Origin of the sequence: Jatrophihabitans sp., assembly GCA_036389035.1 — a bacterium.
Lineage (GTDB): Bacteria > Actinomycetota > Actinomycetes > Mycobacteriales > Jatrophihabitantaceae > Jatrophihabitans_A.
The window spans coordinates 243,961-270,636 of record DASVQQ010000007.1; the positions used below are offsets into that span (position 1 = coordinate 243,961).

Below are 26,676 nucleotides of genomic sequence, written 5' to 3' on the forward strand. Positions count from 1 at the left end.
TCGGGCTGATCAGACGATCCACATCGCCTGGTACGGGGCGAGCCAGACGTTGCCGTCCTCGCCGGCTTTCACTCCCGTGTTGGACAGCGCGTCCCAGGGGTCGGTGATCGCCAGTTCGTCCAGCCGCCACCAGGGGAACGGCCGCCAGCTGTCGGTGACGTTGTAGAGCCCCAGCAGCGCGCCCAGCGGGTGGCGCCGCAGCACCGGCAGGATTCCCGGGTCGGCCAGCGGCGCTATCTCGCTGCTGACCGAGGCGTCCAGGTGCGGAACCCGGGCCCGGGCCTGGATCAGCGCCCGCAGGCCGCCGAACAGCTGACCGGCCACCGTGGTGGGATCCGTTCGGCGCTCGAGGTCGGCCTCGCTCAGGCGGGGCCGGTGCGTCCAGCGGTTGTCGCCGCCGTGGCCGGGCTCGGCCGCCCAGTCCGGATCGTTGGGCATCGCCAGCTCGTCACCGGACCAGATCACCGGGATGCCGCCCCAGCCGAAGGTGAGCGCGTGGCCGAGCAGCACCCGCGCGACGCCGCGCTCATCGCCGGCCTCGATGCCGGCCAGGCTGGCGGACGTGCCGCTGATCCGCCGGTCACCGGTGGCGGGGTTGGACTGAAAGACCAGCCCGCGCGCGGCCGAACCGGGGAACCGGCCCGCGTAGTAGTCGGACAGGAAGGCGCGGTGCGCGTGCCCGGACAGGCCGACGGCAGCGGCGTCGCCGTCGTCGATGGCCCAGCCGATGTCGTCGTGACCCCGCAGGTAGGTGATCCAGGCGGTGGTCGAGGGCGCCGGCGGCAGGGTGCCCAGCGCGCGCGCCGCGAGCCTGGCGTCGCCGCTCGCCAGCATCGACCAGATCTGCACCATCAGGCTGTTGTGATAGGCCAGGTCGCTGACCTTGCCGTAATGCGGGCCCTGGCCCAGGTAGTGCACCAGGTCGGCCGGCCCGACGATCGCCTCGGCCTTGAACAGCAGCGCCGGGCAGACGATCCGGGTCAACGCGTGCAGCGCCTGGGTGATGGCGTGCACCTCGGGTTGGTTCTGGCAGTCGGTGCCCAGCCGCTTCCACAGAAAGGCGATCGCGTCCAGCCGCACCACTTCGACGCCGACGTTGGCGAGGAAGAGCAGGATGTCGGCGTACTCGACGAACACGTCCGGGTTGGCCCAGTTGACGTCCCACTGGAAGGAGTTGAACGTCGTCCACACCCAGGCCTGCAGTTCCTCGTCCCAGCTGAAGTTGCCGGGCGCGAAATCCGGGAAGACCTCGGGAAGGGTGCACTCGTAGGCGTCGGGCAGCTCGCGGTCGGCGTAGGTGTGAAAGTAGGCCCGGTACCTGGGGTCCCCGGCCCGGGCGGCTCGGGCCCACTCGTGCTCGCGGGCGACGTGGTTGAGCACCAGGTCGAGCACCAGGCTGATGCCGGACTCGCGCAGGGTGTGAGCCAGCGCGCGCAGGTCCCGCATGGTGCCCAGCCCGGGCTGGACGTCGCGGTAGTCGGCCACCGCGTAGCCGCCGTCGCTGTCGCCCTCGCGCGGGCGGAGCAGCGGCATCAGGTGCAGGTAGGTGACGCCCAGCTCGCGCAGGTATTCGACCCGCTCGCTGACGCCGGCCAGGTCGCCGGCGAACCGGTCGGCGTAGGCGGCGTAGCCCATCATGTCCGGCTGCTGGAACCAGTCAGGCTCGAGGCTGCGCACCAGGTCCAGGCGTTTCAGCTCGGGCTCCCGGGCGGCGTAGGCGTCGGCGGCCAGCTCGATCAGGCGCACCGCGGTGTCCTCGGCCCGGGTGCCGTAGACGCTTGCCAGCCCGTCGTGCAGGTCCGGCCACCAGCGCTGCAGGCGAAGCAGGAACAGCTCGGCGCCGGCGCTGCCGACGGCCTCGACCAGCCGGGACTCGACGGCGGCGGCGGCCGATGCGGGCAGGGCGCCGGTGGGCTGTTGCGAGCTGTGCATGGGGCTATCGTCCTCGATCAAGGGGATCCGGCCAACGGCGGCCGGGTTCGCCGGACGAGGAGGCGTGCATGGATCCGGAAGAGCTCGGGCAGCGGTTCGCGGGGTTGACCACCGCCCACCTGGCTGACGCGTGCGTCCGGGCACAGGTGCCGGTGCGGTGCGCGCCGGCCGCGGTGAAGGCGGTGGTGGCCGGTGACCGGCTGGCCGGCCAGGCGCTGCCGGCCCGGCATGTCGGCAGCGTCGACATCTTCTTGGAGGCGCTGGAAGGGGCCTCGCCGGGGCAGGTGCTGGTGGTCGATGACGGCGGCCGTCGGGATGCCTCGTGCGTCGGTGACCTGGTGGTGCTGGAGGCGGCCTCTGCGGGCCTGGCGGGCGTGGTGATCTGGGGACTGCACCGTGACACCGTCGACATCCGGACGATCGGCTTGCCGGTCTTCAGCCTGGGAGCGATCCCGACCGGGCCGTTGAGTCCGGGGACCCGGCCGCCGGACGCCCTGGAAGCCGCCAACGTCGGCGACTGGCTCGTGACCCGGGACGATCTGGTGCTCGGTGACGATGACGGGGTGCTGTTCGTGCCTCTCAGCCGGGCCGAGGAGGTCTTCGACATCGCCGAGTCGATCCGGGACACCGAGCGCGGCCAGGCCGACCGGATGCGCGCCGGTGAGTCGCTGCGCGAGCAGGTGGGGTTCGGCGATTACCTCGCCGCACGCAAGCAGAACCCCACGTTGACGTTCCGGGAGCACCTGCGCGCCGTGCACGGCGCCATCGAGGAGTGAGCATGCCCGGCCTGGGAGAGCCCGCGGGCCGGGTGGCCGGATGACCAGCTGCCCGTGCGGTTTCGGCGAGGCGTATGACGCCTGTTGCGGTCGCTACCACCGGGGCGAGGCGACACCGCCGACCGCCGAGACCCTGATGCGGGCCCGCTATTGCGCTTTTGCTTACGGGGACGAGCGATTCCTCGCTGAGACCTGGCACCCGGACACTCGGCCGGCCGGTCCGCTGGCTGATCCGGAGCTGACCTGGACCGGGCTGTTCATCACCGGCCACACCGGCGGCGGCCTGCTGGAACAGGCCGGCACGGTCGAGTTCACCGCGCGCTACCGCCGGGCGGACGGCAGTTCCGGGCGGGTGCGGGAGACCAGCCGGTTCGTCCGGGACCATGGCGACTGGCGCTACCTGGGCTCGGTCTGACTGCCCGTCAGATTGCGTCGCGGAACCGGCGTGGCTAGCCGTAGGTGGGGTGCTGCGGCCAGCCGGGTGGCGAGTCCTCCCAGTCCTCCTGCCGGCCGTAGGGGGTGTGGTCGAGCAGGTGGTTGGTGAAGACCAGTCGGTCCACGCCGCGCGAGGTGGTGCTGTAGGTCCGGTAGACCTTGTCGCCGTCGCTCAGGAACACGCTGAGCAGGAAGCCGCCGTCGGCCCCGCAGTCCTCGGCGAACGAGGTGCCGTGTGATGAGACGAACGGCAGGGTCCAGCCCATCTGCTTCTTGTACGCCTCGATCTGGGCCAGCGGCATGTTCGACACCGTCACCCAGGTGACCCCGCGCTCGGCGAGGGCGGGGAACGCGCTCACCGGGATGTTGTTGGTGAGCCAGGTGCAACCAGGGCAGTAGTGGTCCGGGCCGTTGTCCATGAACTGGTAGATGACCAGCTCGCCGCGCCCCTCGAACAGCTCGAGCAGGGTCTTCGGACCGGCCGGCGTGTCGAAGGTGTAGCCGCTGTCGAACTCGACCATCGGAAGCCGGCGGCGCCGCGCGGCCAGCGCGTCCTGCAGGCGGGTGACTTCTTTCTCGGCCTTCAACAGCTCATCACGGGCCCGCTGCCACTCCTCGGCGGAGACGATCTCGGGCTTGGCGGTGAGAGTGTCCTGTTTCTCCATGGGGCCAATTGTGCACCCAGGCTCCGACAGTCAGTGTCTGGTGGCGGGCTGGTCAGGGGACTGACTCAGGACGCCCTCATTCAAACTTCCGCGCTATCGCTTCCACGGTTCGGAAGCCTTACCGGGCGTCCCCCGAGACGTTCCTGCAGGCCACTATCCGAGCCCCGATGGCGCAGTAGAGCAGGAGTGCCGATGTGGAGACAAAAATCCAAAGGGGCTTACCGGAGCCAATCGCGATCAGGGCGGGAATCAGTGTCAACGGAAGCCAACTGACCCACCTCTCAAGTCTGCGGCGATGGAATCCAAGCCAGGCGAGTAGCCCGATCGCGCACCCGGAAGTCAGCCAGTTTGCCCATGACAACACACGCAAGGATCACCACCCGTTCCGGGTATGAACGGTAGCCGTAATAGGGATTGACCGCGGCCCAACCCACTGTATGCCGGCGCCGATTCTGCCATCCCCACTTCAGGGATCAGGTCGCAACGCGATGTCGGGGAGAGTATTTCTTCGAGTGGCGGGGGCCGTACCTGGTGTACTTGAAGTTTCGCACAGGACGGTACTTGGCCGTCGCCGCATCGAAAACAGACCGAAAGGTTTAGGTTGGGTTGTCAGCGCGCCGAACCTCTCCGGCGCGCCATTGTGAAGAATCAGGCCTCTAGCGGTGGTCGAGCGTGCCTGCATCGGATAGCAGACTGGCATACCGTAAAGGTCAGAAGTCGCTGCTTGCGTTCACAATTGAGTAGCCACTGCTGTTCCGGATGCCGGCCGAGGTGATGGCCTCGCCGTTGGCTGCGAAGTCGATGTCGTAACGGACGTTGGTGATCGCGCCTGCAGGGCAGGGCCACGACTGGGCGTAGCCACTCGTCGTGTACGCGTAGATGACCTTGCCGCGAATCGTGCAGCTGGCATGACCAGCAGGAAGTGTGACGTAGAGCCATCCCGTGTAGCTGCCGTCCGGGCCGTAGGCGCCGCATGCGGTTACCGAGTATCCGCCTGACGTGCTGGGGGTGCCGCACGACCCCGTTGCGTCAGCCGGTCCCGCGCTGAACACGCTGCCCAGCGTCGTGAGCGCGAGGGCACTGAGCAAGCCAACGGCTCTGCTGCCGCGATTCCCTCTGGGATTGTAAAGTAATCTGATCATGGAAACTCCCAGTCAAGCGGGTCGGAGGAAGATAAAACCCATTAGTACAGGATGTCTGTAATGGAAGATAACAGTTGATATTGCGCACGGCAAGACGCCTTTTACCACCACAGCACTCCGAGTCAGCTGCCCGTGTGTCACCGAGTACTAGTGAGGCTTGAAGGATGGGCTGCTGAATCTGCGCACCGGCCCCCGGCGTGGTCGGCCGCACTCGTGAGCCGGGCGAGAAGCTCATCTGGCACTACCGGCAACGAGGAGCGAATTGCCAAATGTCTGACAATGCGTTCGATGAGCTCTGCACGCGCCTGAACCACGTTCTGGAGGCAGAGGGATCACGCCTGCCGACGAACTATGACAGGGCAACGGGGGAATGGTTGCTGACCAGAGGTGACGGTGAGCAGTTCCACCTTGCGCGAAACTATGACGACGAGGTGATAGTCAGCCTTCTGGGCCTAAACGACCTCGAATTGACTGCGGTGCGCGACAGCTCAGCCATCGTTGAAACGGTGATCGCGTTCGTTCAGGGGTCGCGTCACCGTTTCGCAGAACGTGGAATCCGTCCGGAAGGCGACTCGAGGTTCGGCCCTTGAGCGGAGAGCCGTTCACCCTGTAGCCCCACGACCTCTCTGGGGCGCCATGGTGAGGAATGAGGCTCTTTAAGTGGTGGTCGAAGTGCCTACAATGGCTAGCAGACTGCCTTATACCGTAAGAGTCAATTGTGACTGTATGCGGACACAATTGTGGTGCCATTGGCGGACAGAATAGCGGCCCGGGTGAAGAAATTGGAGTAGGGCCATAAGCCGATATCGTGACGGGAGTCGACGGGTGCGCCTGATGGACAGGGCCACGTCTTCGTGATGCCATCCGACGGGTTGAGCTCGTCGCCGATCTTTGCCCTGAAGCGTACAAGGGGCATGACCAGCCGGAAGTGTGATGTAGATATATCCGTAGGTGTAGCTGCCGTCCGGGGCGGAGCCACCAATGCATGCGGTTATCGAGTATCCGCCTAACGACCTGGGCAAGCCGCACGACGCCGCTGCGGCAGCCGGTCCCGCACTGAGCGCACTGGTCAGTGCCGTGAGCGCAATGGCAATGACCAGGCCGGTCCATCCCATTGCTCAGGTCGACACGCCACCAATCAATAGCATGGAACCGGGACACAAAATTGAAAACAAAATCCACGTATAGGGTTTTAATTTCGAACGGTATATCTACACCGTTCGACGTGAGATAATATGTGTGCAGGGAAATGGGCGGGAAATCGTCACGATGGTTACGCTGGCCAGCGGCAGCCATTCTGTTGACGACTCGAAAGATAGCCATGAGCTAACCGCTTTATTGGTGAGTGGCGGCGGCAGTCTCGTTTGGTTCAGCACCAGAAGCCACACTCGCGCAATGTGGCGATACGCCCAACCAGAGCCAGTCACTCTGCAGCGGCTCGTCGCTCTAAATCAACCCACTACGCCCATTGTGTGTTCGAATAGGCATCACAAGTATCATCTGTCGAGCTTGTAGCGCGGTATTTCAATTATCCAGAACAGATCAATAGACAAGCGTCTTAGAAGCTCGAAGTGTAGCCTGCACGTGCTTTTAATATGGCCGGCCGGTTTCAACCTCCCGTATCCAGTAATGAGAGTTGAAGGTTCAGCTCTCTTTACAACTTGAAAAGTGTCTTAGTCAAGAGACATTGTATTCTGCCAGTGGCTTCATCTGGGTGCACTCCTTGCCGTCGGAGTTGCACGTCTTATACCGCAGGACGAGTCCCTCTCCCACGCGGCCGGACGGAACTGACGCTGACCATGAGATTTCGCCGGTGGTATGTGGGGTTAGCGTTTCGGTAGCGAGATGCAATGTGTGCCCCGCACGATTGGTTCGACAAAGCTCTAGAGTCACCCACTTGCCCCACGGAATGTTTCGTCCGGCAACCTCGACCTTGAGATTTCGGGCCCCGTCAGCGGAGATGGTGCCATCCATCTCTGTTCCAACGTCACCCATAACGTTGCGCCGTTGCAGAACGGTTATTGCATGAGTACGCGTTGCGCAGAATACCTTCTCATACTTCTCCAGCTCTCGGTACCCCACCGCGACCAGTTCCCATCGGGTCGGCACAATGGGCACCGTTAGCGTTGTATTTATTTCATCAAAGGCGTCGGGCTGAAGCACGCCGCGCCAGATCTCTGTGACACTTGATGGAACAGCGGCGGCCGATGACACCTCATGCGTCGCCGGTTTACAAGTAAGAGAACTGCCTTCATCTTTGTCTGAGGGTGGCTCAGCGCGCTCGGCTGACCACGCCAAATCCGCGCCGGTTGGTGACTCTCCCTGGCGAAGTTTCCCCCAGACGATCACTTCAAGGCGGCGATCTCGCGATCTTGAAGCGGCTGCTGCGATTTTGATGTTGTCTCGGCCTGCCGTTTCCTCCAGCCAAGCAGAGATTTTCGGCTCGACCGGCGACATCTTGGACTCGACAGTCACCTTGAACGCACCATACAGTCCAAGCGAAGTGGCAGCGACGCCAAGGATAACGATGGTTGCCGTTGCAGGTAGCGATGCCCGAGGATTGGCGAACGCCCAAACTATCGCGACAACTAGCGCCATACCTCCCAGCACCGTGTAGGCAGCCGTAGTCGTCGTCAGAAATGCTGCGAATACCACTGCTACGACAGCGGCCACCAAGAACCCTATTCCGGTGCTAAGAATCTTTCGATAGGGACGCCGGCTCTGGGCTTCGTCGTATGCCTTGGCCAGGCACAGCGCAGCCCCGAGCATCAGAAGCAGTGCGAGGATCGCACAACCAGCCAGCCCAAGTGAGTTCGGCTCTCGGCCAGGGAGTACCAGATTGGGCAGCACAGTAGCGGTTATGCAAAGCAACGTCATGATAGCAAGCAATAATGCCCACAGGCGCACACGGACGAACGGCGCTATGGTGCCGGCGAACAGCGAACAAAGGACTCCGATCCCAAGCATCAGGAAGACGCAGAGAGTAGGTATTGGGTTACGGCGAAGAGCCTGATCGAGCGCCTGGTCCTTCAGTCCAAAGAATGTCAGGAGAGCGATAAGCGTTGTGAATCCACCGGCAGCCCACTTAGATGCGCTATCCAGCTTTTCCTCATCGAGCCATGCTTGATGCTTCTCATCTGCATCGCCTGGCTGTAGGCCGGGTTCCGCCGTAGAGCCACCCTTACTTTCTTGAGGCTTCTCTGGGTCCGTGCCCGCGCGATCAGATGGCGTGGTGTCCTCGCGGGGGTAAACCATCGAAGATCGCTCACGGAACCACCCCCGCCATGAGGCTGCATCGTTCCGTGGGTCTTGCTGGCCGTCGCCAGGCATATGACGAGCATGACGCGCCTCGCTGTCATCTGCAATGCTTTGTTAGGAGGCGACTCCGCTACTTAGTCCATTCTTGGTCAGCCGCGAGAACCAGCCCACCGCCAGCCCACATACCCGTGCGCCACATCGCCAGATCGATCGATACCTGGGCACTTGCAGAACGCCGCTAGCAACGCTTGTGGTCCACATTCTGCTTATCGGGTGCGCACACCGCCCAGAGTTCGAGTAAGCACGCCAAGGTATCCGTCTGTCGGGGTGGCGGGATTTGAACCCACGGCCTCTTCGTCCCGAACGAAGCGCGCTACCAAGCTGCGCCACACCCCGGCTGCAACCGCTCCAGCATAGCCGAGCCGCTCCGCTCGTCAGAATCGGGGATCTGGCCAAGCATGGGGCGATCGGCCAGAGACCGGGACGCCCAGGCTCAGCGGCGCACGGCGTCCCGGGGCAGCAGGGTGAGCAGCACCGCCTCCGGACGGCAGCCGATCCGGAACGGCATGAACGGGTTGGTGCCCAGCCCGGCGCACACGTTGAACCACATCCGGTCATCCCACGGGTGCAGCCAGCGCGCCCGGCGCACGTCGATGCCGCAGTTGGTGACGATCGCCGGCCCGAACGGCACCCGGATCTGGCCGCCGTGGGTGTGCCCGGCCAGCACCAGGTCATAGCCGTCGCCGGCGAAGGCCCCGAGCAGCGCCGGCTCCGGTGAGTGGATGACCCCGATCCGGACGGCGGCGTCAGAATCAGCCGGCCCGGCGATCTTGGCGTACCGGGCCCGCCGCAGGTGCGGGTCGTCGGTGCCGGCCAGGGCCACCGGCAGCCCGGCGACCTGCACCGTGGTGCGGACGTGGGTCAGATCCAGCCAGCCCCGGACGGCCATCGCGGCCGCCAGCTGGTCCCAGGGCATCCGGCGTCGGCCCTGCAGGTCGCCCACCTTGTTGGGCAGGAAGTACCTGCCCGGGTTCTTCGGTATCGGGACGTAGTAGTCGTTGTTGCCGGGCACGAACGCGCCCGGAAAGTCGAACAGCGGCCCCAGCGCCCGCAGGATCGCCGGAATGCCGTCCGGGTCGGAGCTGGTGTCGCCGGTGTTGATCACGTAGTCCGGGCGCAGCCTGGCCAGCTGCGACACCCAGGCCTGCTTGCGCTGCTGCGCCGCGGTCAGGTGCAGGTCCGACAGGTGCAGCACCCGCAGCGCCGGGCTGCCCGGATCGAGCACCGGCACCGCGAACCGGCGCAGAGTGAACAGGTTGCGCTCGATCAGGCCGCCGTAGCCGGCCGTCGCCGCGCCGGCCACGGCAGTGGCGATCAGGCTGCGGCGCAGTGCGGACATGCGGCTCAGACTACGGGCGGCCCGCAACTAGCCTGAACCCATGACCGAGCTCAAGGCACAGCTGAAGGCCGACCTGACCGCCGCGATGAAGGGCCGCGACGAGCTGAGCACCGCGACGCTGCGGATGCTGCTCACCGCGGTGAGCACCGAGGAGGTCTCGGGCTCCAGCGCCCGCGAGCTCACCGACGACGAGGTGCTGAAGGTGATCGGCCGCGAGGCCAAGAAGCGCCGCGAGGCAGCCGAGGCGTTCGGGTCGGCCGGACGGACCGAGCAGGCCGCCCGGGAGGTCGCCGAGGAGACCGTGCTCAACCGCTACCTGCCTCGCCAGCTCACCGACGCCGAGCTGGCGGAGCTGGTGACCGACGCGGTGCGCGAGTCCGGCGCCACCGAGCCGCGCCAGATGGGCCAGGTGATGAAGCTGCTGACCCCGAAGGTGGCCGGCCGGGCTGACGGCAAGCGGCTCTCGGACGAGGTGCGCCGCCGGCTCTCCTGACCGCCAGCCCGTACAGCGCGCCGGTCAGCGTCGGCTCTCCTGACCGCCGGCCCGCACCGCGCGCCTGCCGCAGGGTTACCGAGGCTTGGTCGGCTTGGGATTGGCCGGCTTGGTGGCCGACGGCTGAGGCGCCGGCTGGGTCGGCGTCGGGGGCGCCGCTGAGGTCTGCGGGGGCGGCGGCGGCGAGAACGAGCTCGACGGCGGCACCCAGGGCCGGAACACGGGCGGCTCGTACACCTCGGGCGGAACGCCGGTCGAGATGCAGAGCGAGATGGTGGCGCCCGGCTCGGCGATCTTGGGGGAGTAGAACGCCACGTTGCCCGGCCGTTCCCGGCTGCCGCACGGCACCGCCAGCGCCTTGCCGACGAAGCCCTGCGAGGCCAGGTAGCTGATGGCCTCACCCTGGTCCATCCCGGTCACCGAGGGCACCGGGTTGCCGGGGGTGGACTCGACGCTCGGCCACGTCCATTCCTGGGCCAGCAGCGTGGGGCCGAAGGCCATCTTCCAGAACTTCGACGCCGAGGCGCCGAAGGTGTCGGTGCCGGAGTTGAACTCGGTGATGCCCGGCACGCCGGCGATCCGCTGGGTGGGCCGCTCCGGATTCACCACGGCAGCCGTGGACACCAGGTTCGGGGTGATCCCGACGAACCACAATGCCGAGTTGCCCTCGTCATCGACGAACTTCCTGGTCACCGGGTCGAACTTGCTGCTGTTGTTGGTGCCGGTCTTGCCCGCGACCTCGCTGCCGCCCTGGTTGTACCAGTCGTAGAAGAACCGGGTCGCCGTGCCGTGCCCCTTTGTCGTGTCGTCAGTCATGATGTTGGCCAGGGTGCGTGCCACGTACGGGGTGAACTGCCGGCTGCAACCCGCGTGCGCCTTCAGCGTGACCGGCTTGCCGGTGCTGTCGGTGACCGACCGGACCGGCTTGGGCGGGCAGAACACCCCGTCGTTGGCCAGCGCCGCGAACGCACCGGTCAGCTCCAGCACCGAGGTCGAGTCCTGGCCCAGGGTGAAGGTCGGCTGCCGGCTGCCGATGATGGACTGCGCGATCGTCCGGCCGGTCGGCTTGCCGTCGGAGTCCAGCTGCGGGCCGTTGAGGTAGTTCATGCCCAGGCTGGTGGCGGTGTTGACGATCGGCGAGATATCGCAGCCGAAAAGCTGATCCTCCATCGCCACGAAGAAGGTGTTGGATGAGGCGGGCAGCGCCCGCTCCAGGGTCGCGGTGGCGGGGAAGTCGCCCACGTTTTTCGAGACGTAGGGCTTGTTGTCATCCTGCAGCGGGCAGTTCTTGGTGGTCCACTCGTTGTTCGAGGTGGTCAGCGTGAAACTCGGCGGGACGCCCGCCTTCAGCGCGGCCAGCGCGGTGAAGTACTTGTAGGTGGAACCGGCGCCGGCATAGGCCTTGGTGAACAGCTTGTCGACCGAATAGCCGCTATTGCCTTTCTTCACGCCGTATCTGACATCGGTGATCATCGAGGTGACCGCACCGGTGCTCGGCGTGATGGACGGCATCGCCAGCAGGTAGCCGTGGCCCTTGGAAGGGTTCAGCCCGCTCTGCGTCCAGATCGCGTCCTGGCCCTGGTTCTGCAGGCGCGGGTCCAGAGTGGTGATGATCTTGAAGCCGCTGGTGTTCACCTTCGACTGGTTCAGGCCGCCGACCCTGGTCAGCCAGTCCGTCACGTAGTCGCAGAAGAACCCGACATTCTTGATCTTCGGGTTGGCGAACGAGCAGCCGCGCGGCACCGGAGCGCGTGGCGCCAGCCGCAGCGGGCTCGCCTTGGCCCGGGTCGCCTCGGCCTCGCTGATGTACTTCTGGTTGGCCATGTTGGTGATCACCAGATCGCGCCGGTCCCGAGCCGCCTGCGGGTGGTTGAACGGGTCCAGGTCGGTGGGAGCCTTGACCAGTCCCACCAGCAGCGCGGCCTGCGGCACCGTCAACTTGCCGACGTCGACGCCGAAGAAGGTCTGGGCAGCGGTGGCGATGCCGTAGGAGTTCTGGCCGAAGGAGGCGATGTTGAGGTACTTCTCCAGGATCTGGTGCTTGCTGTTGTCCTGTTCGAGCTTGAGCGCGCACTGGGCGTCCAGGATCTTGCGATCGATGTTCTGGTCGATCGCCGCGGCCCGCTCGGCCTCGGTGTTGGCCTGGTAGAAGCGGACCTGCTTGACGTACTGCTCGGTAAGGGTCGAGGCCCCCTGGGTGTCACCGCTGGAAGTCTTGAGCGCGCCCCGCACCAGGCCGCGCAGGTCGACGCCGTGGTGGGAGTAGAAGCGCCGGTCCTCGGTGGCGATCAGCGCGTTGGTGACCGACCTGGGAATCCGGGCCAGCGGAACGACCTGCCGGTTCTGGTCGAACAGGGTGGCGATCACCGTCTTGCCGTCGTTGGCGTACATGGTGGTGCGCTGCTGCACCGGCTCTTCGATGAGGCTGCACTGGGTGCCGAGGAACTTGTCGGCGCCGGCCTTGGCGGCCACACCCATGCCGCCGATGTAGGGCAGCAGCAAACCTGCGGCGAGGACGCCGACGATGACCAGCAGGCCGATCAACCGGCCCAGCTTGGAGAGGACAGTCAGCCCAGTAGCACGTGCCATAAGCGCTAAGACTACGCGAGGTGGATTCCAGGTCCGGTTTTTCAGTTCTTAACAGTGTTTAGGTTGACTGGCGCGTTGCCGATTGTCCTTGTGAGGCCGCAGTTGATCACTGGCTGTGCCCCATCCACTACATCGTGACATTGCGCTTTTACCAGTACTCAGTGGGAAAAGATTCAATCTCATATCAGACTCTTGCCCATCGGTTGGTGATCACCTACCGTCCGGGTTGTAGTCGACATCTTGTTCGTGTGAAGTTTTCCAGAAGCGGGGCATGCATGAGCGCATCACGTTTGACCGAGCGGCCCAGAGTCACCGGCGATCCGGAGTGGGCCTCGCGCGGCGCTTGCCGGGATGTCGACCCCGAGACCCTGTTCGTCGTGGGCGCGGCACAGCACAAGGCAAAGACGATTTGCATGGGTTGTCCGGTGCGCGTCGACTGCCTCGCCGACGCCCTCGACAGCCGGGCCGAGTTTGGCGTGTGGGGCGGCATGACCGAGCGCGAGCGGCGCACCCTGCTGCGTCGCCGGCCCGATGTCGGCTCATGGCGGACGTTCCTTCAGACGGTGCAGCGGTCCGAGGAATACGCCCCGTCAGTTGCCATGCGGGCTCGCTGACCACCCACTCCTGACCTGCCTGTCTGATCCGGGCTGCCTGATCCGCCGGCCTACCCCGGCGCTCCGGCCAGCGCGTTGCCGACCGCTCGCAAACCTTCCAGGTCGTGCACGTCGGTGGCCAGCGCCGGCACCTGCTGCTGAGCCACATCTGGATGTGCCGCCCCGAACCGGGCCATCATCGAACGGTCATACCTCGCCGCCTCGTCGTTCTCGGCATGCATCAGCAGCGCGGCCGCCGTCAGGCGCACGGCCTTGCTCTGATCCGGCGACTCGGCAAGCCGCTCGGCGGCTTCGGCGGCCCGCGCAGCGCTCAGCCCGACCCTGGTCACCCGCATCCGGTTGAGCACCACGCCGGCCAGCGGCATGTCGTCCTGCTGCAGTCGCTCGACGAAGAAGGACGCCTCCCGTAAGGCATCGGGCTCAGGCGATGCCACTACCACGAAAGCGGTTCCGGGAGCCTGGAGCAGCTGGTAGGTCTGCTCGGCCCGCTCCCGGAAGCCGCCGAACATCGTCTCCAGCGAGGCGATGAACGCCGAGACGTTGAGCAGCAGGTCATTGCCCAGGATCTTGTTCATGATCCTGGTGAACATCGTGAACGACGCCGAGACCATCTTCAGGTATGCCTTGCCGCCGGCCCGGGCCGGCGCGGTGAACAGCTTGATCATCCGGCCGTCCAGGAAGCGGCCCAATCGCTGCGGAGCGTCCAGGAAGTCCAGCGCCGAGCGGGACGGCGGGGTGTCCACCACGATCAGATCCCACTCGCCGTGCTCGACCAGCTGGGCGCGCAGCTGGGAGAGCTTCTCCATCGCCATGTACTCCTGAGTGCCGGCGAACGAGGCCGACACCGTTTGGTAGAACGGGTTGGCGAAGATCTGCTCGGCCTTGGCAGGGGTGGTGTTGGCGCTGACCACCTCGTCGAAGGTGCGCTTCATGTCCAGCATCATGGCCAGCAACGCTCCGGAGCTGCCCTCGCCGACGCCCTCCACCACCCGCGGGGTGTTGTCCAGCTCGGTCAGCCCCAGCGCCTGAGCCAGCCGGCGGGCCGGGTCGATGGTCAGCACCACCACCCGGCGGCCCTGCTCGGCCGCCCGCAGCGCCAGCGCCGCGGCCGTGGTGGTCTTGCCGACCCCGCCGCTGCCGCAGGTCACCAGCACCTTGAGCTCCGGATCCTTCAGCAGCCGGTCGACGTCGAGCACCGGCGCTTGGGCCCGCGGGCTCATGCCGACCACGCCCGGACGTCGAGGGCCTCGGCCAGCTCGAACAGGCTCCCCAGATCCAGCGGCGGCGGCAGCTCCGGCAACCGGGTGATCGGCGCCCCGGCCTGCTCCAGCTCAGCCCCGGCCCGGGCCTGCACGTCCTGACGCCGGCCGTAGTCGCGGACCTCGGCCGCCAGCGCGGGCGCCAGCGCCGCGTCCAGCCCGGCCGCGGTGAGCCCCTCGGCCAGCAGCGCCACTCCCGGCCGGCCGGCCGAGATCAGCGCCGGCCTGGCCCGGTTCACCAGCAGCCGGCCGATCCGGTAACCGGCCGCGCGCAACTCCGCGGCGGCATCCAGGGTCTCCTGCACCGGCATCTCCTCCAGCAATGTGACGATGTGCACCTGGGTCTGGGCCGAGTGCAGCAGCTCGATGACTCCCTGGCTCTGCCGGTGGATCGGGCCCATCCTGGCCAGCCCGGCCACCTCGTGGGTGGCCTGCAGGAACGGGGTGATCCGTCCGGTCGGCGGCGCGTCGAGGACCACGGCGTCGAAGCTCGGACGGCCGGTGCGCTCGGTGCGGGTCACCGCCTCCTTGACCTTGCCGGTCAGCAGCACGTCCCGCAGCCCCGGCGCGATGGTGGTCACGAAGTCGATGGCGCCCATCTTGCGCAGCACCGAGCCGGCCCGCTTGATGGAGTAGAACATCTCCAGGTACTCCAGCATCGCGGCCTCGGCATCGACCGCCAGGCCGACCACCTCACCGCGGCCGGCGGCGGCCAGCCGGGTCTCGGAGTACGGCAACGGCGGCGCGTCGAACAGCTGCGCCAGCCCCTGCCGGCCCTCCACCTCGACCAGCAGCACGCGCTTGCCCTGCCCGGCCAGCGCCAGCGCCAGCGCGCCGGCGACCGTGGTCTTGCCGGTGCCGCCCTTGCCGGTGACGACGTGCAGCCGGGGCGTTTGCTCATCGGTAGCCACAAACCCAGCCTACAAACTCTGAGAGGGTAGGTTTCCCGCTATGAACTCCGGTAAAAATTCCGTATCGCAGCGGCTGGCCGAGTTGGGTATCGAGCTACCCCCCGTGCCGGCCCCGGTGGCCAGCTACATCCCGGCGATCCGCACCGGCCAGCTCGTGTTCACCTCCGGCCAGGTGCCCCTGGTCGGCGGCGTGTTGCAGGCCACCGGCAAGGTGGGCGCCGAAGTCACGCCCGAGGACGCGGTGGGCTATGCCCGGACCTGCGCGCTCAACGCGCTGGCGGCGGTGCATGCCCTGGTCGGCATCGACTCGGTCGTCCGGGTGGTCAAGGTGGTCGGCTTCGTCGCCTCTAGCCCCGACTTCACCGGCCAGCCGGCCGTCGTCAACGGCGCCTCCAACCTGCTCGGCGAGGTGTTCGGCGAAGCCGGCGCGCATGCCCGGTCCGCTGTCGGAGTGACGGCCCTGCCGCTGGACGCGCCGGTCGAGGTCGAGCTGATCGTCGAGGTCGGTTAGCCATGACCGGACCGGGCAGCAGCCGGCCCGGCTTCCCGGCAGAGCGAGGATTGCGCGAGGACCCGAGCGGCGCCGCCGCCGTCCGAGAGGCAGCCACCGTGATGCTGCTGCGCGACGGCCCGGACGGGCTGCAGACCTGGATGCTGCGCCGGGTCCCCAAGATGGCCTTCGCCCCCGGCATGTCGGTGTTCCCCGGCGGCGGGGTGGATCCGGCGGACGCCCTCGGGCCGGTTCCGGCCACCGCCGCCGCGGTCGCCGAGCAGTTTGACACCACCGTCGAGCACGCCGCGACGCTGCTGCGCGCCGCCGGCCGCGAGCTGATGGAGGAGACCGACGTCCGGCTGCCGTTGGAGGCGCTGCGGCCCTGGGCGCGCTGGATCACTCCGGAGGTGGAGCCGCGCCGCTACGACACCTACTTCTTCGTGGCTGCCGTGCCGGACGAGGCCACCGCCGCCGCCGTCACCAGTGAGGCCTCGCATGCCGACTGGATCTCGGTGGCCCAGGCGCTGGCCGAGTACGAGCGCGACGAGCGCCCGATGCTGCCGCCGACCGTGGTGAACCTGAGCGAGCTCGCCAGCATGCCGAGCGCGGCGGCGGTGCTGGACTCGGCCGCGGCCCGGGTGGTGCGCCCGATCCAGCCGAGCTTCCGGCGGAACGAGTCGGGCACCTGGTGCGCCGACCTGGGCGGTGGCCGGCTGCTGCCGCTGCCGGCCTCCTTCCGGCGCTCGTCGGGCGGAGTGCTGCCGTGAGCCTGGCCTACGAGCAGTTTCGCCAGGTAACCCCGCTGGCCGGGGTCGTGCTGGCGGACAACCCCTCGGCGATGACCCTGGACGGCACCAACACCTGGCTGCTGCGCGACGAGCCGAGCCGGCGGCAGGCGGTGGTGGTGGACCCGGGGCCGGCCGATGACAGGCACCTGGACACCGTGGTGCGGGCGGCCGGGTCGGTGCCGCTGATCCTGCTCACCCACGGCCATGCCGACCACTCCGAAGGCGCCCGGCGGCTGCACGAGCTCACCGGGGCGCCCGTGCTGGCGCTGGACCCGGCCCACCGCTACGGCGCCGAGGGGGTGGCCGAGGGCGCGGTCCTGAACGGGGCCGGCGTGCAGATCAAGGTGTGGGCCACCCCCGGTCACACCTCGGACTCGCTGTCGTTCGTGGTGCCCGGCGACGGTCCTGCGGTGGCGGTGCTGACCGGCGACACGATCCTGGGCCGGGGCAGCACGGTGGTGGCCCATCCCGACGGCGTGCTCGCCGACTACCTGGCCTCGCTGCGCCGGCTGGCCACCCTGGAGGGGGTGACGGTGCTGCCCGGCCACGGTCCGGAACTGGCCGACGCCGGGGCGGCCGCTCGGGGCTATCTGGCACATCGGGAGCAGCGGCTGGCCCAGGTTCGCCAGGCGCTGGCCGACGGCGGTCCCGAGCTGAGCGCGATGGACGTGGTGCGGCGGGTGTACGCCGACGTCGACCCGGCGCTGTGGCCGGCCGCCGAATGGTCGGTCCAGGCGCAGCTGGCCTACCTGCGGGCCGAGGGCTCCTGAGCCGGCTTGCTGGTGGCTGACTCAGGCAGGGGTTAGCGAGCTCGGTTCAGCGAGCCCGGCGGGCCAGCCGCTCGCGATCCAGGATGACCACGCTCTTGCCCTCGAGCCGAAGCCAACCACGCTGGGCGAAGTCGGCCAGCGCCTTGTTCACGGTCTCGCGAGAGGCGCCGACCAGCTGCGCCAGCTCTTCCTGGGTGAGGTCGTGGGTCACCCGCAGCTGGCCGCCGTCCACCGAGCCGAACCGTTGCGCCAGCTGCAGCAACTGCTTGGCGACCCGGCCCGGGACGTCGACGAAGATCAGGTCGGCGAGCATGGTGTTGGTCCGCCGCAGCCGGCGAGCCACCACCCGCAGCAGTTGCAGCGCGATCTGGGGACGCTCGGTGATCCAGTCGGTGAGCGCGGCCTTGGGCAGCCGGGCCACCCTGGCGTCGGTGACCACCACCGCGGTGGCGGTGCGCGGGCCGGGGTCGAACAGCGACAGCTCTCCGAACTGGTCCGCCGGGCCCATCACGGCCACCAGGTTCTCGCGCCCGTCGGAGGATCTGCGGCCGAGCTTCACCTTGCCGGTCAGCACGATGTAGAGGCTGTCACCGGCTTCTCCCTCGTTGAAGAGGATGGTGCCCCGGGGCGCATCGAAGATCTCGAACTGGCTGCCCAGCGCCTCGACATCCGCCGGGTCGACGCCTTGGAACAATCCGGCCCTGCGGAGCACCTCGTCCACGCCAGCTCCCTCTCATCGCTTCACGCACACCTTGCGCCGGATTGTAGGGGGTGGCACCGGTCACGCACCGGCGACCCGCGCCCGGGGGCACGATCGGATCGCCGGCCAGCCGCGGCTGGCTACTGGTGCCGGTTGCGCCGGCCGCGTCGCCGCAGCCGGGACCGGAACCGCGACATCGCGCTCTCAGGCCCTTCCACCACGAGGGTGCTGAGCTCCTCGGGAGAGGCGTTCTCGAGAAAGTCCTCGACCTCGCGCTCGAGGGCTACCCGGGTCAGCGGCTCCTCGATGCGCTCCATGACGAGCATGAAGATCAGCAGAAGCACCGGAAACAGCAACACCAGAAATCCGATCATGGTGATGTCATTGTGCCCCAATAAACTATCCGGTGTGGGAACCACTACGGCTGCAGCCGTTCGCCTGGAAACTCCGCTCGCCCTGACCCGACGGGCCCGACGCATCAACAAGGAGCTGGGACAGCTCTACCCGAACGCGCACTGCGAACTGAACTTCAGCAACCCGCTGGAGCTCTCGGTCGCCACGATCCTGTCGGCGCAGTGCACCGACAAGAAGGTCAACGAAGTGACGCCGGCCGTCTTCGCCAAGTACCCCGACGCGGCCGCCTACGCCGGGGCGGTGCGCGAGGAGCTCGAGGAGTTGATCCACCCGACCGGCTTCTTCCGCGCCAAGACCAACAACCTGATCAACCTCGGCCGGCAGCTCGTGGAGCGCTATGACGGCCAGGTGCCGGCCAGCCTGGAGGCGCTGGTCACGCTGCCCGGCTTCGGACGCAAGACAGCCAACGTCGTGCTCGGCAACGCCTTCGGCATACCCGGCATCACCGTCGACACCCATTTCCTGCGACTGTCCCAGCGCTGGGGGTGGACTGCCAACACCGATCCGGTGAAGATCGAGGCCGAGGTCGCGGCGCTGATCCCGCGCCAGGACTGGACGATCATGTCGCACCGGGTGATCTGGCACGGCCGCCGGATGTGCCATGCCCGCCGGCCCGCCTGCGGGGTCTGCCCGATCGCCCGGCTCTGCCCGTCGGCAGGCATCGGCGAGCAGAATCCGGTGGCGGCGGCCAAACTGGTCAAGAGCCCGTCCCAGGTGGATCCCGAGCTCACCGGGTGAGCCGGCCGGCTGGTAACGCCACCGGCGCGGTGACGGCGCCGCACTGGCTGAGCCCGTTGCTGCTGGCCCTGGACTCGGTGCAGGCCGGCGAGCTGTCCCAGTTCACCCCGCCCAGCGACGGCAGCGGCAGGCACTCCGCGGTGCTGATCCTGTTCTCGCCCGGCGCGGACCCCTCAGCCGAGACGGCCGCCGAAGCCGACGTGCTGCTGATCCAGCGCTCGGCCACCATGCGCAGCCACGCCGGCCAGGTCGCCTTTCCGGGCGGGGCCACCGACCCGCAGGACGCATCGGCCAGCGCCACGGCGCTGCGCGAGGCGGCCGAGGAGGTCGGGTTGCGGCCGGACACCGTGGACGTGCTGGCCGAGCTGCCGGCACTGTGGCTGCCGCCGTCCGGCTTCGTGGTGACCCCGGTGCTCGGCTACTGGCGCAGCCCGCATCCGGTCGGAGTGGTCGATGAGGCCGAGGTGGCCAGCGTCCACCGGGTGCGGCTGGGCGAGCTGCTGCTGCCGGCCAACCGGTTCACCGTGCGGCACCCGTCCGGTTACAACGGCCCGGGCTTCGGCGTCGACGGCCTGTTCGTCTGGGGCTTCACCGCCGGCCTGCTGGACCGGTTGCTGCGCCTGGCCGGGTGGGAGCAGCCGTGGGACCGTGCGCAGGTCCGGCCGCTGCCGGTCTAGCTCGCACAGCCGGGCCAGGTACGGTCGCTTCCGTGCTGATGCTTCGACCGGCCAGACTCGGCGCGCGTGGACGCCGCGTTCCGGTAGTGACGAGAGCGGTGTCGATGAGCGCGTCGCTGCTACTGCTGGCACCGCTGGCCGGCTGCCAGACCAAGTCGGCGATCGAGCGCAACCCGCACGTCGGTTCGACCACCGCCTCGGTGACGGCCGGGACGCAGGAGGTGGTGATCACCACCGACGAGGACTACCGGTTCACGCCCACGACCATCACCGTGCATCCCGGCAAGGTACGCATCACCCTCAAGCATGTCGGCACCGGCGCTCCGCACGACTGGTCGTTGGTCGACTTCCCGGCAAACTACGTCCCGCTGGTCTCGGGCGGCCAGACCAAATCAGTGGAATTCCTCGCGCCCGCCCCGGGAACGTATAAATTCGTCTGCACCATTCATGTCCCGCAGGGACAAACGGGCACCCTCGTCGTGCTGCCGAACTGAGGAGGTCCGCCCCAGCGGTGAAGCCGGACCTGCTCGACCTGATCCTGCTGGTGGTGATCGGCTGCTACGCCGTCGGCGGTTTTCGCAACGGCGCGTTGCTGGGCGGCCTGTCCTTCGCCGGTTTCTTCGGCGGCGCCGCGCTGGGCGCCCAGCTGGCCAGGCCGCTGGGCCGGACGCTGGCCGACGGCGCGGCACAGGTGCCGGTCGCGATCGTCTGCGTGCTGTTCTTCGCCATGCTCGGTCAGCTGATCGCGATCTGGGTGGGCGGCCGGCTGCGCTCGAAGGTGACCTGGAGCCCGGCCCGCCAGCTGGACCGGGTGGTGGGAGCGCTGTTCTCGGTGATGGCGGTGCTGCTCGTGGCCTGGATGGTCGCGCTGCCGGTGGCGTTCGCGCCGTTCCCGACGCTGTCTGACCAGGTGCGCCGCTCGGTGACCATCCGGGCGGTGGACGACACGTTGCCCGACAGCGTCCGCAACCTCTACAGCTCGCTGCGCCGGTTCGTCGACCGCAGCGGCTTTCCGCAGGTCTTCGGCGCCCTGCAGCCGACCCGCATCGTCGACGTGCCGCCCGCCGACCCGGCGCTGCTGCGGTCCGAGGCGGTGGCGACGGTCCGGGACTCGGTGCTCAAGGTGCGCGCGGTGGCGCTGTCCTGTGACCGGGGGATGGAGGGCTCCAGCGTCGTCTACGCCCCGGAGCGGGTGCTGACCAACGCCCACGTGGTGGCCGGAGCCGACCAGGTCAAGGTCGAGACCGGCCGCGGCCGGCTGAGCGCCCACGTGGTGGTGTTCGACCCGGGCCGTGACATCGCGGTGCTGTGGGTGCCGGGGCTGAAACCAGCGCCGCTGAAGCTGTCCGGGGTTCCGGCCAGCTCAGGCCAGGACGCCATCGTGCTCGGCTACCCCGAGGACGGCCCGTTCGACGTGCGGCCGGCCCGGGTCCGGGACCGGGAGCTGATCTCCGGCCGCGACATCTATGGTCAGGTCTCGGTGGACCGCGACATCTACACGATCAGGTCGGTGGTGCGCTCCGGCAACTCCGGCGGCCCGCTGATCGCCACCGACGGCTCCGTCCTGGGCATCGTGTTCGCCTCGGCCCTGGACTCCGCCGACACCGCCTTCGTGCTGACCGCCGACGAGGTCACCGATGCCGCCAACGCGGGCCGGCGCGCGACCAAGCCGGTAGACACCGGCGCCTGCAGCTAGCCGGCTCAGCCGAGTTTGGCCCACCGGATCAGCTCGTCGGAGACCCGCTCGGGGCTCTCGTGCTGCGGAAAGTGCCCGACCGCGTCCAGCAGCCGCCACTCGTAGTCGGCCGAGACGTGCCGCGACGAGCCCTGCGCGGTGGAGGGCAGCACGCACCGGTCCAGCTCGCCGTGCAGCTGCAGGACCGGGGTGCTGATGGGCTGGCGCATCGAGCGGGCGTAGGCACGACCGTCCGGGCGGGGCAGTGACCGGACCGCCCAGCGGAAGAACTCCAGGGAGCAGTGCGCCACCGGATGGATCCGCATCGCCTCGGCGTACCGGCTGATCGTGGCGGGGTAGCTCGCGCTGCTACGCCAGCGCGGGCCCGACCAGGCGTCGAACAGCTGCTGCAGGAACGCCGAGTCCTCGGTGAGCAGCCGCTCACCGAGCCGGGGCACCTGGAACTTGCCCAGCGCGTAGGCCGAGGCATGCCGCTGGCCCTTGCGGTCATAGAGCACCGCCTGCCGCAGTCGCAGCGGGTGGGCCGCGCCGAGCACCGCGATCCGGCGAACCACCTGAGGATGCTGGGCGGCCATCGTCCAGGCCAGCAGCCCGCCGACGTCGTTGCCGACGATCACCGCGTCCTGCTCGCCGAGCGCGGTCACCAGCTGGGCGATGTCAGCGGCCATGGTGGTGGCGTCATAGCCTCGCGGCGGCTTGTCGGAGGCCCCGTAGCCACGCAGGTCCACCGCGACGGCGCGGTAACCGGCATCGGCCAGGTCGATCAGCTGCCGGGACCAGGTCCACCAGAAGGTCGGCATCCCGTGCAGCAGCAACACCAGCGGGCCGGCGCCGGCCTCGGTGACGTGCAGCGCGATTCCGTTGGCCCGGATGGTGCGGTGCGTCCATGGTCCGTCGATCAGGACGACGGACTCGTCAGGTCTGTTCAACGTCGGCGGTCAGGCCCGATGGTTCGGCTGATGCGCGGTCGCCTGGCGCAACGCGACCACGGTGCTCTTGGTGGTGTCGATCGTCTGCTGCGGCGCCTTGACCCGCTTGACCTTGCGCATGCCCAGCCAGGCGAACAGGCCTGCCAGCAGGACGAGCAGCACGAAGACGATCAGGTAGGCGACCCAGCGCCACAGGTGCAGGGCGACCAGGCCCTCCGCCAACGCGATCAGGCCGAAGGTCAGCCCGAACACCACCAGCACGGCGGCCGCGGCGAACATCCCCGCTCCGGTGCCGGCGTTCTTGACCGAGGACTTGATCTCGAGCTTGGCAAGCTCGATCTCACCGTGCAGCAGGGTGCTGAAGCTGGAATGAGCCTCGGCGACCAGGGTTCCGATAGAGGCCGGTCCTGGCGCCTGCGTCGAGGTGTGATTCACGGTCACCCGCCGGTGTCCCTTCATGTCGCGGTGCCGGTCGGTGCCGACCGGTGGCCCGAACGTGTAGCAGCTCGGATCGTTTCAAACCCTACCGCGCCGCTGAGGCCGCTCTGTCCGGGCGATATCCCGGGGTGAGGCGGGCGTGCTCGTCCACGATCGGTGGCTAAGGTCTGGGTGTGCCGAGCTATCTGATCACCGGAGTCTCCCGCGGAATCGGCCGGGCACTGTCCGAGCGATTGCTCACTGTCGGACACCAGGTCTACGGCCTGGCCAGAACCACTGATCCGGCCGTCGGGTCGGGCCTGCCCGAGCCTGGCCTGGCCGGGATGCTGGCCGCGGACCTGTCGGCCCCGGAGTCCTTGGCGGCGGCGCTGGCGCCGTGGCTGGCGACGCTGGACTCCCTCGACGGGGTGGTGCACTGCGCCGGCATCGTGCGGCCGGGCACCCTGAGCGGCCCGGTGGCCGCCGAGCTGGCTGAGCAGTTCGCCGTCAACGTCACCGCGGTCGCCGAGCTGACCCGGCTGCTGCTGCCGGCGTTGCGGGCGGCAGGCGGCGCGGTGGTGCTCGTCAACTCCGGGTCCGGGCTCAACGCCCGCTCGCCGCTGACCGGTTACGGGGCCTCGAAGTTCGCGTTGCGGGCCTATGCCGACGGCCTGCGCCAGGAGGAACCAGGCCTGCGGGTCAGCTCCATCTACCCCGGCCGGACCGCCACCGACATGCAGCGCAGCGTCCGGGCCGCCGAGGCGGGGGAGTACCAGGAGTCTGACTACCTGCGGCCGGACACCGTCGCTGGCGCCATCGAGACGATCCTGGCGTTGCCGCGGGACGGGGTGATCACCGACCTGGTGCTGCGCCCGGCCGGGCTGCCGGGTCCGGCCTCACCCGACACCCACCGCTGAGCTGGACGTACGGGGGCTCAGTCCTCGTCGGCCTTGCCGCCCTTGGCCGCCAGCCCCTTCGAGATCAGCTCCATCACCGTCGAGTCCGCCAGCGTGGTGACGTCCCCGATCGAGCGGTTCTCGGCGACGTCGCGCAGCAGCCGGCGCATGATCTTGCCCGACCGGGTCTTGGGCAGCTCGGCCACCACCATGATCTGGCGGGGCTTGGCGATCCCGCCGATCTCCTTGGCGACGTGATTGCGCAACTCGGTGACCATCTCCGCGCCGCCGTCGGCGGCCGAGCCGCGCAGGATCACGAAGGCGACGATCGCCTGACCGGTGGTCGGGTCGGTGGCGCCGACCACCGCGGCCTCGGCGACCGAGGGGTGTGACACCAGCGCCGACTCGACCTCGGTGGTGGAGATCCGGTGGCCGGAGATGTTCATCACGTCATCGACGCGGCCCAGCAGCCACAGGTCGCCGTCTTCGTCCTTCTTGGCGCCGTCGCCGGCGAAGTAGTAGCCCTGCTCGGCGAAGCGGGACCAGTAGGTCTCGCGGTAGCGCTGCTCGTCGCCCCAGATGCCGCGCAGCATGGACGGCCAGGGCTGGGTCAGGACCAGCAGCCCGCCACCGCCGTTGGGCACCGGCTTGCCCTGGTCATCGACCACGTCGGCCTCGATGCCCGGCAGCGCCCGCATCGCCGAGCCCGGCTTGGCGGCGGTCACCCCCGGCAGCGGGCTGATCATGATCGCGCCGGTCTCGGTCTGCCACCAGGTGTCCACCACCGGCGCCCGGTCACCGCCGATCACCCGCCGGTACCACATCCAGGCCTCGGGATTGATCGGTTCGCCGACCGAGCCCAGCACCCGCAGCGAGGACAGGTCGAACTTGGCCGGGAACTCCTCTCCCCACTTCATGAACGTCCGGATGGCGGTGGGGGCGGTGTACAGGATCGACACCCGGTACTTCTCGATGACTTCCCAGAACCGGCCCTTGTGCGGGGTGTCCGGCGTGCCCTCGTAGATCACCTGGGTGGCGCCGTTGGCCAGCGGGCCGTAGACGATGTAGGAGTGCCCGGTGACCCAGCCGATGTCGGCGGTGCACCAGTAGACGTCGGAGTCGGCGTGCAGGTCAAAGGCGGCATGGTGGGTGTAGGCGGTCTGGGTCAGGTAGCCGCCGGTGGTGTGCAGGATCCCCTTCGGCTTACCGGTGGTCCCCGAGGTGTAGAGGATGAACAGCGGTGTCTCGGCGTCGAAGAACTCCGGCTCGTGCCACTCCGGTTGGCCGGTGACCGCCTCGTCCCACCACAGGTCGCGGCCCTCGGTCAGCGAGACCTCGTTGCCGCCGCGCTTGACGACCAGCACGTGCCGGACCGGCAAGCTGTCGCCGGAGAACTTGGCCAGCGCCTCGTCCACGATCGGCTTGAGCGCGAAGACCGAGCCCCGGCGGTAGCTGCCGTCGGCGGTGATCACCAGCGTGGCGTCGGCGTCGAGCACCCGGTCATAGATCGCCTGGGCGGAGAAGCCGCCGAAGATCACCGAATGGATCGCGCCGATCCGGGCACAGGCCAGCATCGACACCACCGCCTCGACGCTCATCGGCAGGTAGATCGCGACCCGGTCGCCCTTGCCGATCCCCAGCCCGGTCAGCGCGTTCGCGGCCTGGCACACCAGCCGTTGCAGCTCGGCGTAACTGACCGTGCGGGTGTCACCCGGCTCGCCTTCGAAGTGGAAGGCGACCTTGTCTCCCCGGCCGGCGCTGACATGCCGGTCCACGCAGTTGACCGCTGCGTTCAGGCGGCCGCCTACGAACCACTTCGCGAACGGCGGGTTGGACCAGTCCAGGGTCTGGCTCCACTCCGAGTCCCAGTCCAGCCGGCGGGCCTGGGCCTCCCAGAAGCCGAGCCGGTCGGCCGCTGCCTCGTCATAGGCCTGTGCCGAGTAGTTCGCCGCCGCCGCGAACTCCTCCGACGGCGGGAATCGGCGTTCCTCGTGCAGCAGGTTCGACAGGCCATTGTGGAAATCGCTCGACTCGCTCATCTGGCTTCTCTCGCTCCTCTTCGGTGCCGGTGTCTGATCCTGACGTTATCGCCCGAGGCTGAGCTGGGACAGGGGGCTCCAAGCAGCTGCTAGGACGTCACCCGCCCAGCGTTGCGATTGGCGAACGGGCGCGCGCCGTAGTCGCGGGTGAACTCGGCGATGAGCCGCGCCTCGACGTCGCCGGGGTCCTCGTCGGGCGTGTGCAGCCACGCGACCAGCAACTCTGCGGAGTCTGCGAGCTGCCAGACGTAGCGCCCGCCCCAGTGGCCGACGGGCTTTCCCTCACCGAACCTGCGGTACTCGTCCAGTCGCTTCGCGAGTCCCCGCTGACCGCTGGCACCCGCGGTCGCCTTACCGATGTTGAGAACGGCCGCGCCGGGCACCCACGCCTGCGCAAGGATCGCCGCGGACACCGACGGGTCCTTGCCCTTGAACCATCCGCCGGTGCTGGCCTCGTGGAAGCTCGGCGGCGCTTCGGACTCGCGGTAGACGACGTAGACGCCTTGCAGCTTCGGCACCTGTGCAGTCGGCAGCTCGGCGAACCGCACGAATCCTTGGAAGCCTTGCGCGGACAGGCCATCTCGGTCCCAGGTCATGAAGATCCGCCATTCCGCCACAGGGCATCGGGTGAGCGACCTTACGCGCC

Annotated in this window: 27 protein-coding genes and 1 tRNA gene; 13 read left to right on the top strand and 15 right to left on the bottom strand. The window is 68.2% G+C overall.

Going from position 1 to position 26,676, the window contains the following annotated elements; genetic code table 11:
• Positions 1-9: 9 nt before the first annotated feature.
• Entirely contained in the window at positions 10-1,932 is a 1,923-nt protein-coding gene (locus VF557_03715; GenBank protein ID HEX8079294.1) for an alpha-amylase family protein, read from the bottom strand.
• A gap of 68 nt (positions 1,933-2,000) precedes the next feature.
• Here VF557_03715 and VF557_03720 point away from each other — a divergent pair, with 68 nt between their 5' ends.
• Entirely contained in the window at positions 2,001-2,708 is a 708-nt protein-coding gene (locus VF557_03720) for an RraA family protein (GenBank protein HEX8079295.1), read from the top strand.
• Between the two features lie 40 nt (positions 2,709-2,748).
• On the top strand, positions 2,749-3,123 hold the full coding sequence (locus tag VF557_03725) for a YchJ family metal-binding protein (protein HEX8079296.1): 375 nt from the start codon (positions 2,749-2,751) through the stop codon (positions 3,121-3,123).
• 34 nt (positions 3,124-3,157) lie between these two features.
• On the opposite strand, the gene VF557_03730 is transcribed toward VF557_03725, so the two are convergent.
• A complete protein-coding gene (locus VF557_03730) occupies positions 3,158-3,808 on the bottom strand; it encodes a DUF899 family protein (protein ID HEX8079297.1) in 651 nt (216 codons plus the stop codon).
• A 710-nt stretch (positions 3,809-4,518) separates the two neighbouring features.
• Positions 4,519-4,950: a hypothetical protein gene (locus tag VF557_03735; GenBank protein ID HEX8079298.1), complete on the bottom strand. Its 432-nt coding sequence runs from the start codon at positions 4,948-4,950 to the stop codon at positions 4,519-4,521.
• Positions 4,951-5,219: 269 nt separating this feature from the next.
• Here VF557_03735 and VF557_03740 point away from each other — a divergent pair, with 269 nt between their 5' ends.
• The gene (locus VF557_03740; GenBank protein ID HEX8079299.1) at positions 5,220-5,540 is read left to right on the top strand and encodes a hypothetical protein; all 321 of its coding nucleotides are present in this window, start codon (positions 5,220-5,222) and stop codon (positions 5,538-5,540) included.
• Between the two features lie 1,087 nt (positions 5,541-6,627).
• On the opposite strand, the gene VF557_03745 is transcribed toward VF557_03740, so the two are convergent.
• The 3 genes from VF557_03745 to VF557_03755 all read right to left on the bottom strand — a co-directional run bounded on the left by VF557_03745 (position 6,628) and on the right by VF557_03755 (position 9,607).
• Positions 6,628-8,205 carry a hypothetical protein gene (locus tag VF557_03745; protein ID HEX8079300.1) on the bottom strand — a complete coding sequence of 526 codons (1,578 nt, stop codon included), beginning with the start codon at positions 8,203-8,205 and terminating at the stop codon, positions 6,628-6,630.
• Between the two features lie 325 nt (positions 8,206-8,530).
• Positions 8,531-8,604 (bottom strand) — tRNA-Pro (locus tag VF557_03750).
• A 97-nt stretch (positions 8,605-8,701) separates the two neighbouring features.
• Complete coding sequence (locus tag VF557_03755) at positions 8,702-9,607, bottom strand: metallophosphoesterase (protein HEX8079301.1); 906 nt, start codon at positions 9,605-9,607, stop codon at positions 8,702-8,704.
• A gap of 40 nt (positions 9,608-9,647) precedes the next feature.
• Between VF557_03755 and VF557_03760 the strand changes: the two genes are divergently transcribed.
• Positions 9,648-10,100 (top strand): GatB/YqeY domain-containing protein, encoded by a 453-nt coding sequence (locus tag VF557_03760; protein ID HEX8079302.1) that lies wholly within the window; start codon positions 9,648-9,650, stop codon positions 10,098-10,100.
• Between the two features lie 75 nt (positions 10,101-10,175).
• Here the strand turns inward: VF557_03760 and VF557_03765 are convergent, their stop codons facing one another.
• Positions 10,176-12,689 (bottom strand): transglycosylase domain-containing protein, encoded by a 2,514-nt coding sequence (locus VF557_03765; protein HEX8079303.1) that lies wholly within the window; start codon positions 12,687-12,689, stop codon positions 10,176-10,178.
• 275 nt (positions 12,690-12,964) lie between these two features.
• Between VF557_03765 and VF557_03770 the strand changes: the two genes are divergently transcribed.
• Entirely contained in the window at positions 12,965-13,303 is a 339-nt protein-coding gene (locus VF557_03770) for a WhiB family transcriptional regulator (GenBank protein HEX8079304.1), read from the top strand.
• A 50-nt stretch (positions 13,304-13,353) separates the two neighbouring features.
• Here VF557_03770 and VF557_03775 read toward each other — a convergent pair whose 3' ends face one another.
• Both VF557_03775 and VF557_03780 read right to left on the bottom strand, forming a co-directional pair.
• Positions 13,354-14,523: an ArsA-related P-loop ATPase gene (locus VF557_03775; GenBank protein ID HEX8079305.1), complete on the bottom strand. Its 1,170-nt coding sequence runs from the start codon at positions 14,521-14,523 to the stop codon at positions 13,354-13,356.
• On the bottom strand, positions 14,520-15,473 hold the full coding sequence (locus VF557_03780; GenBank protein HEX8079306.1) for an ArsA-related P-loop ATPase: 954 nt from the start codon (positions 15,471-15,473) through the stop codon (positions 14,520-14,522). Before VF557_03780 ends, VF557_03775 begins: the two co-directional genes overlap by 4 nt.
• Positions 15,474-15,513: 40 nt before the next feature.
• Here VF557_03780 and VF557_03785 point away from each other — a divergent pair, with 40 nt between their 5' ends.
• Genes VF557_03785 through VF557_03795 form a run of 3 tightly spaced genes read left to right on the top strand, consistent with a single transcriptional unit; the run spans position 15,514 to position 17,524 of the window.
• Positions 15,514-15,984, top strand: a complete 471-nt coding sequence (locus tag VF557_03785) for a RidA family protein (GenBank protein ID HEX8079307.1) — start codon at positions 15,514-15,516, stop codon at positions 15,982-15,984.
• 2 nt (positions 15,985-15,986) lie between these two features.
• On the top strand, positions 15,987-16,733 hold the full coding sequence (locus VF557_03790; protein HEX8079308.1) for an NUDIX hydrolase: 747 nt from the start codon (positions 15,987-15,989) through the stop codon (positions 16,731-16,733).
• Entirely contained in the window at positions 16,730-17,524 is a 795-nt protein-coding gene (locus VF557_03795; protein ID HEX8079309.1) for an MBL fold metallo-hydrolase, read from the top strand. The genes VF557_03790 and VF557_03795 overlap by 4 nt, the downstream gene beginning before the upstream one ends.
• Positions 17,525-17,570: 46 nt before the next feature.
• Here VF557_03795 and VF557_03800 read toward each other — a convergent pair whose 3' ends face one another.
• Positions 17,571-18,245 carry a Crp/Fnr family transcriptional regulator gene (locus VF557_03800; GenBank protein ID HEX8079310.1) on the bottom strand — a complete coding sequence of 225 codons (675 nt, stop codon included), beginning with the start codon at positions 18,243-18,245 and terminating at the stop codon, positions 17,571-17,573.
• Positions 18,246-18,364: 119 nt separating this feature from the next.
• Positions 18,365-18,598, bottom strand: a complete 234-nt coding sequence (locus VF557_03805) for a hypothetical protein (protein ID HEX8079311.1) — start codon at positions 18,596-18,598, stop codon at positions 18,365-18,367.
• A gap of 34 nt (positions 18,599-18,632) precedes the next feature.
• Between VF557_03805 and nth the strand changes: the two genes are divergently transcribed.
• The 4 genes from nth (at position 18,633) to VF557_03825 (ending at position 21,749) form a co-directional block, all read left to right on the top strand.
• Positions 18,633-19,376 carry an endonuclease III gene (nth, locus tag VF557_03810; GenBank protein ID HEX8079312.1) on the top strand — a complete coding sequence of 248 codons (744 nt, stop codon included), beginning with the start codon at positions 18,633-18,635 and terminating at the stop codon, positions 19,374-19,376.
• Positions 19,373-20,053 carry a CoA pyrophosphatase gene (locus VF557_03815; GenBank protein ID HEX8079313.1) on the top strand — a complete coding sequence of 227 codons (681 nt, stop codon included), beginning with the start codon at positions 19,373-19,375 and terminating at the stop codon, positions 20,051-20,053. Before nth ends, VF557_03815 begins: the two co-directional genes overlap by 4 nt.
• Positions 20,054-20,157: 104 nt before the next feature.
• The gene (locus tag VF557_03820; protein ID HEX8079314.1) at positions 20,158-20,547 is read left to right on the top strand and encodes a cupredoxin domain-containing protein; all 390 of its coding nucleotides are present in this window, start codon (positions 20,158-20,160) and stop codon (positions 20,545-20,547) included.
• A gap of 17 nt (positions 20,548-20,564) precedes the next feature.
• Positions 20,565-21,749 (top strand): MarP family serine protease, encoded by a 1,185-nt coding sequence (locus VF557_03825; protein ID HEX8079315.1) that lies wholly within the window; start codon positions 20,565-20,567, stop codon positions 21,747-21,749.
• 5 nt (positions 21,750-21,754) lie between these two features.
• On the opposite strand, the gene VF557_03830 is transcribed toward VF557_03825, so the two are convergent.
• Positions 21,755-22,678, bottom strand: a complete 924-nt coding sequence (locus tag VF557_03830; protein HEX8079316.1) for an alpha/beta hydrolase — start codon at positions 22,676-22,678, stop codon at positions 21,755-21,757.
• A 9-nt stretch (positions 22,679-22,687) separates the two neighbouring features.
• Complete coding sequence (locus VF557_03835) at positions 22,688-23,119, bottom strand: phage holin family protein (protein HEX8079317.1); 432 nt, start codon at positions 23,117-23,119, stop codon at positions 22,688-22,690.
• Between the two features lie 170 nt (positions 23,120-23,289).
• Here VF557_03835 and VF557_03840 point away from each other — a divergent pair, with 170 nt between their 5' ends.
• Complete coding sequence (locus VF557_03840) at positions 23,290-24,012, top strand: SDR family oxidoreductase (protein ID HEX8079318.1); 723 nt, start codon at positions 23,290-23,292, stop codon at positions 24,010-24,012.
• 17 nt (positions 24,013-24,029) lie between these two features.
• Here VF557_03840 and acs read toward each other — a convergent pair whose 3' ends face one another.
• Positions 24,030-26,030, bottom strand: a complete 2,001-nt coding sequence (acs, locus tag VF557_03845) for an acetate--CoA ligase (GenBank protein ID HEX8079319.1) — start codon at positions 26,028-26,030, stop codon at positions 24,030-24,032.
• An 89-nt stretch (positions 26,031-26,119) separates the two neighbouring features.
• Positions 26,120-26,647, bottom strand: a complete 528-nt coding sequence (locus VF557_03850) for a hypothetical protein (GenBank protein ID HEX8079320.1) — start codon at positions 26,645-26,647, stop codon at positions 26,120-26,122.
• Positions 26,648-26,676: the final 29 nt, after the last annotated feature.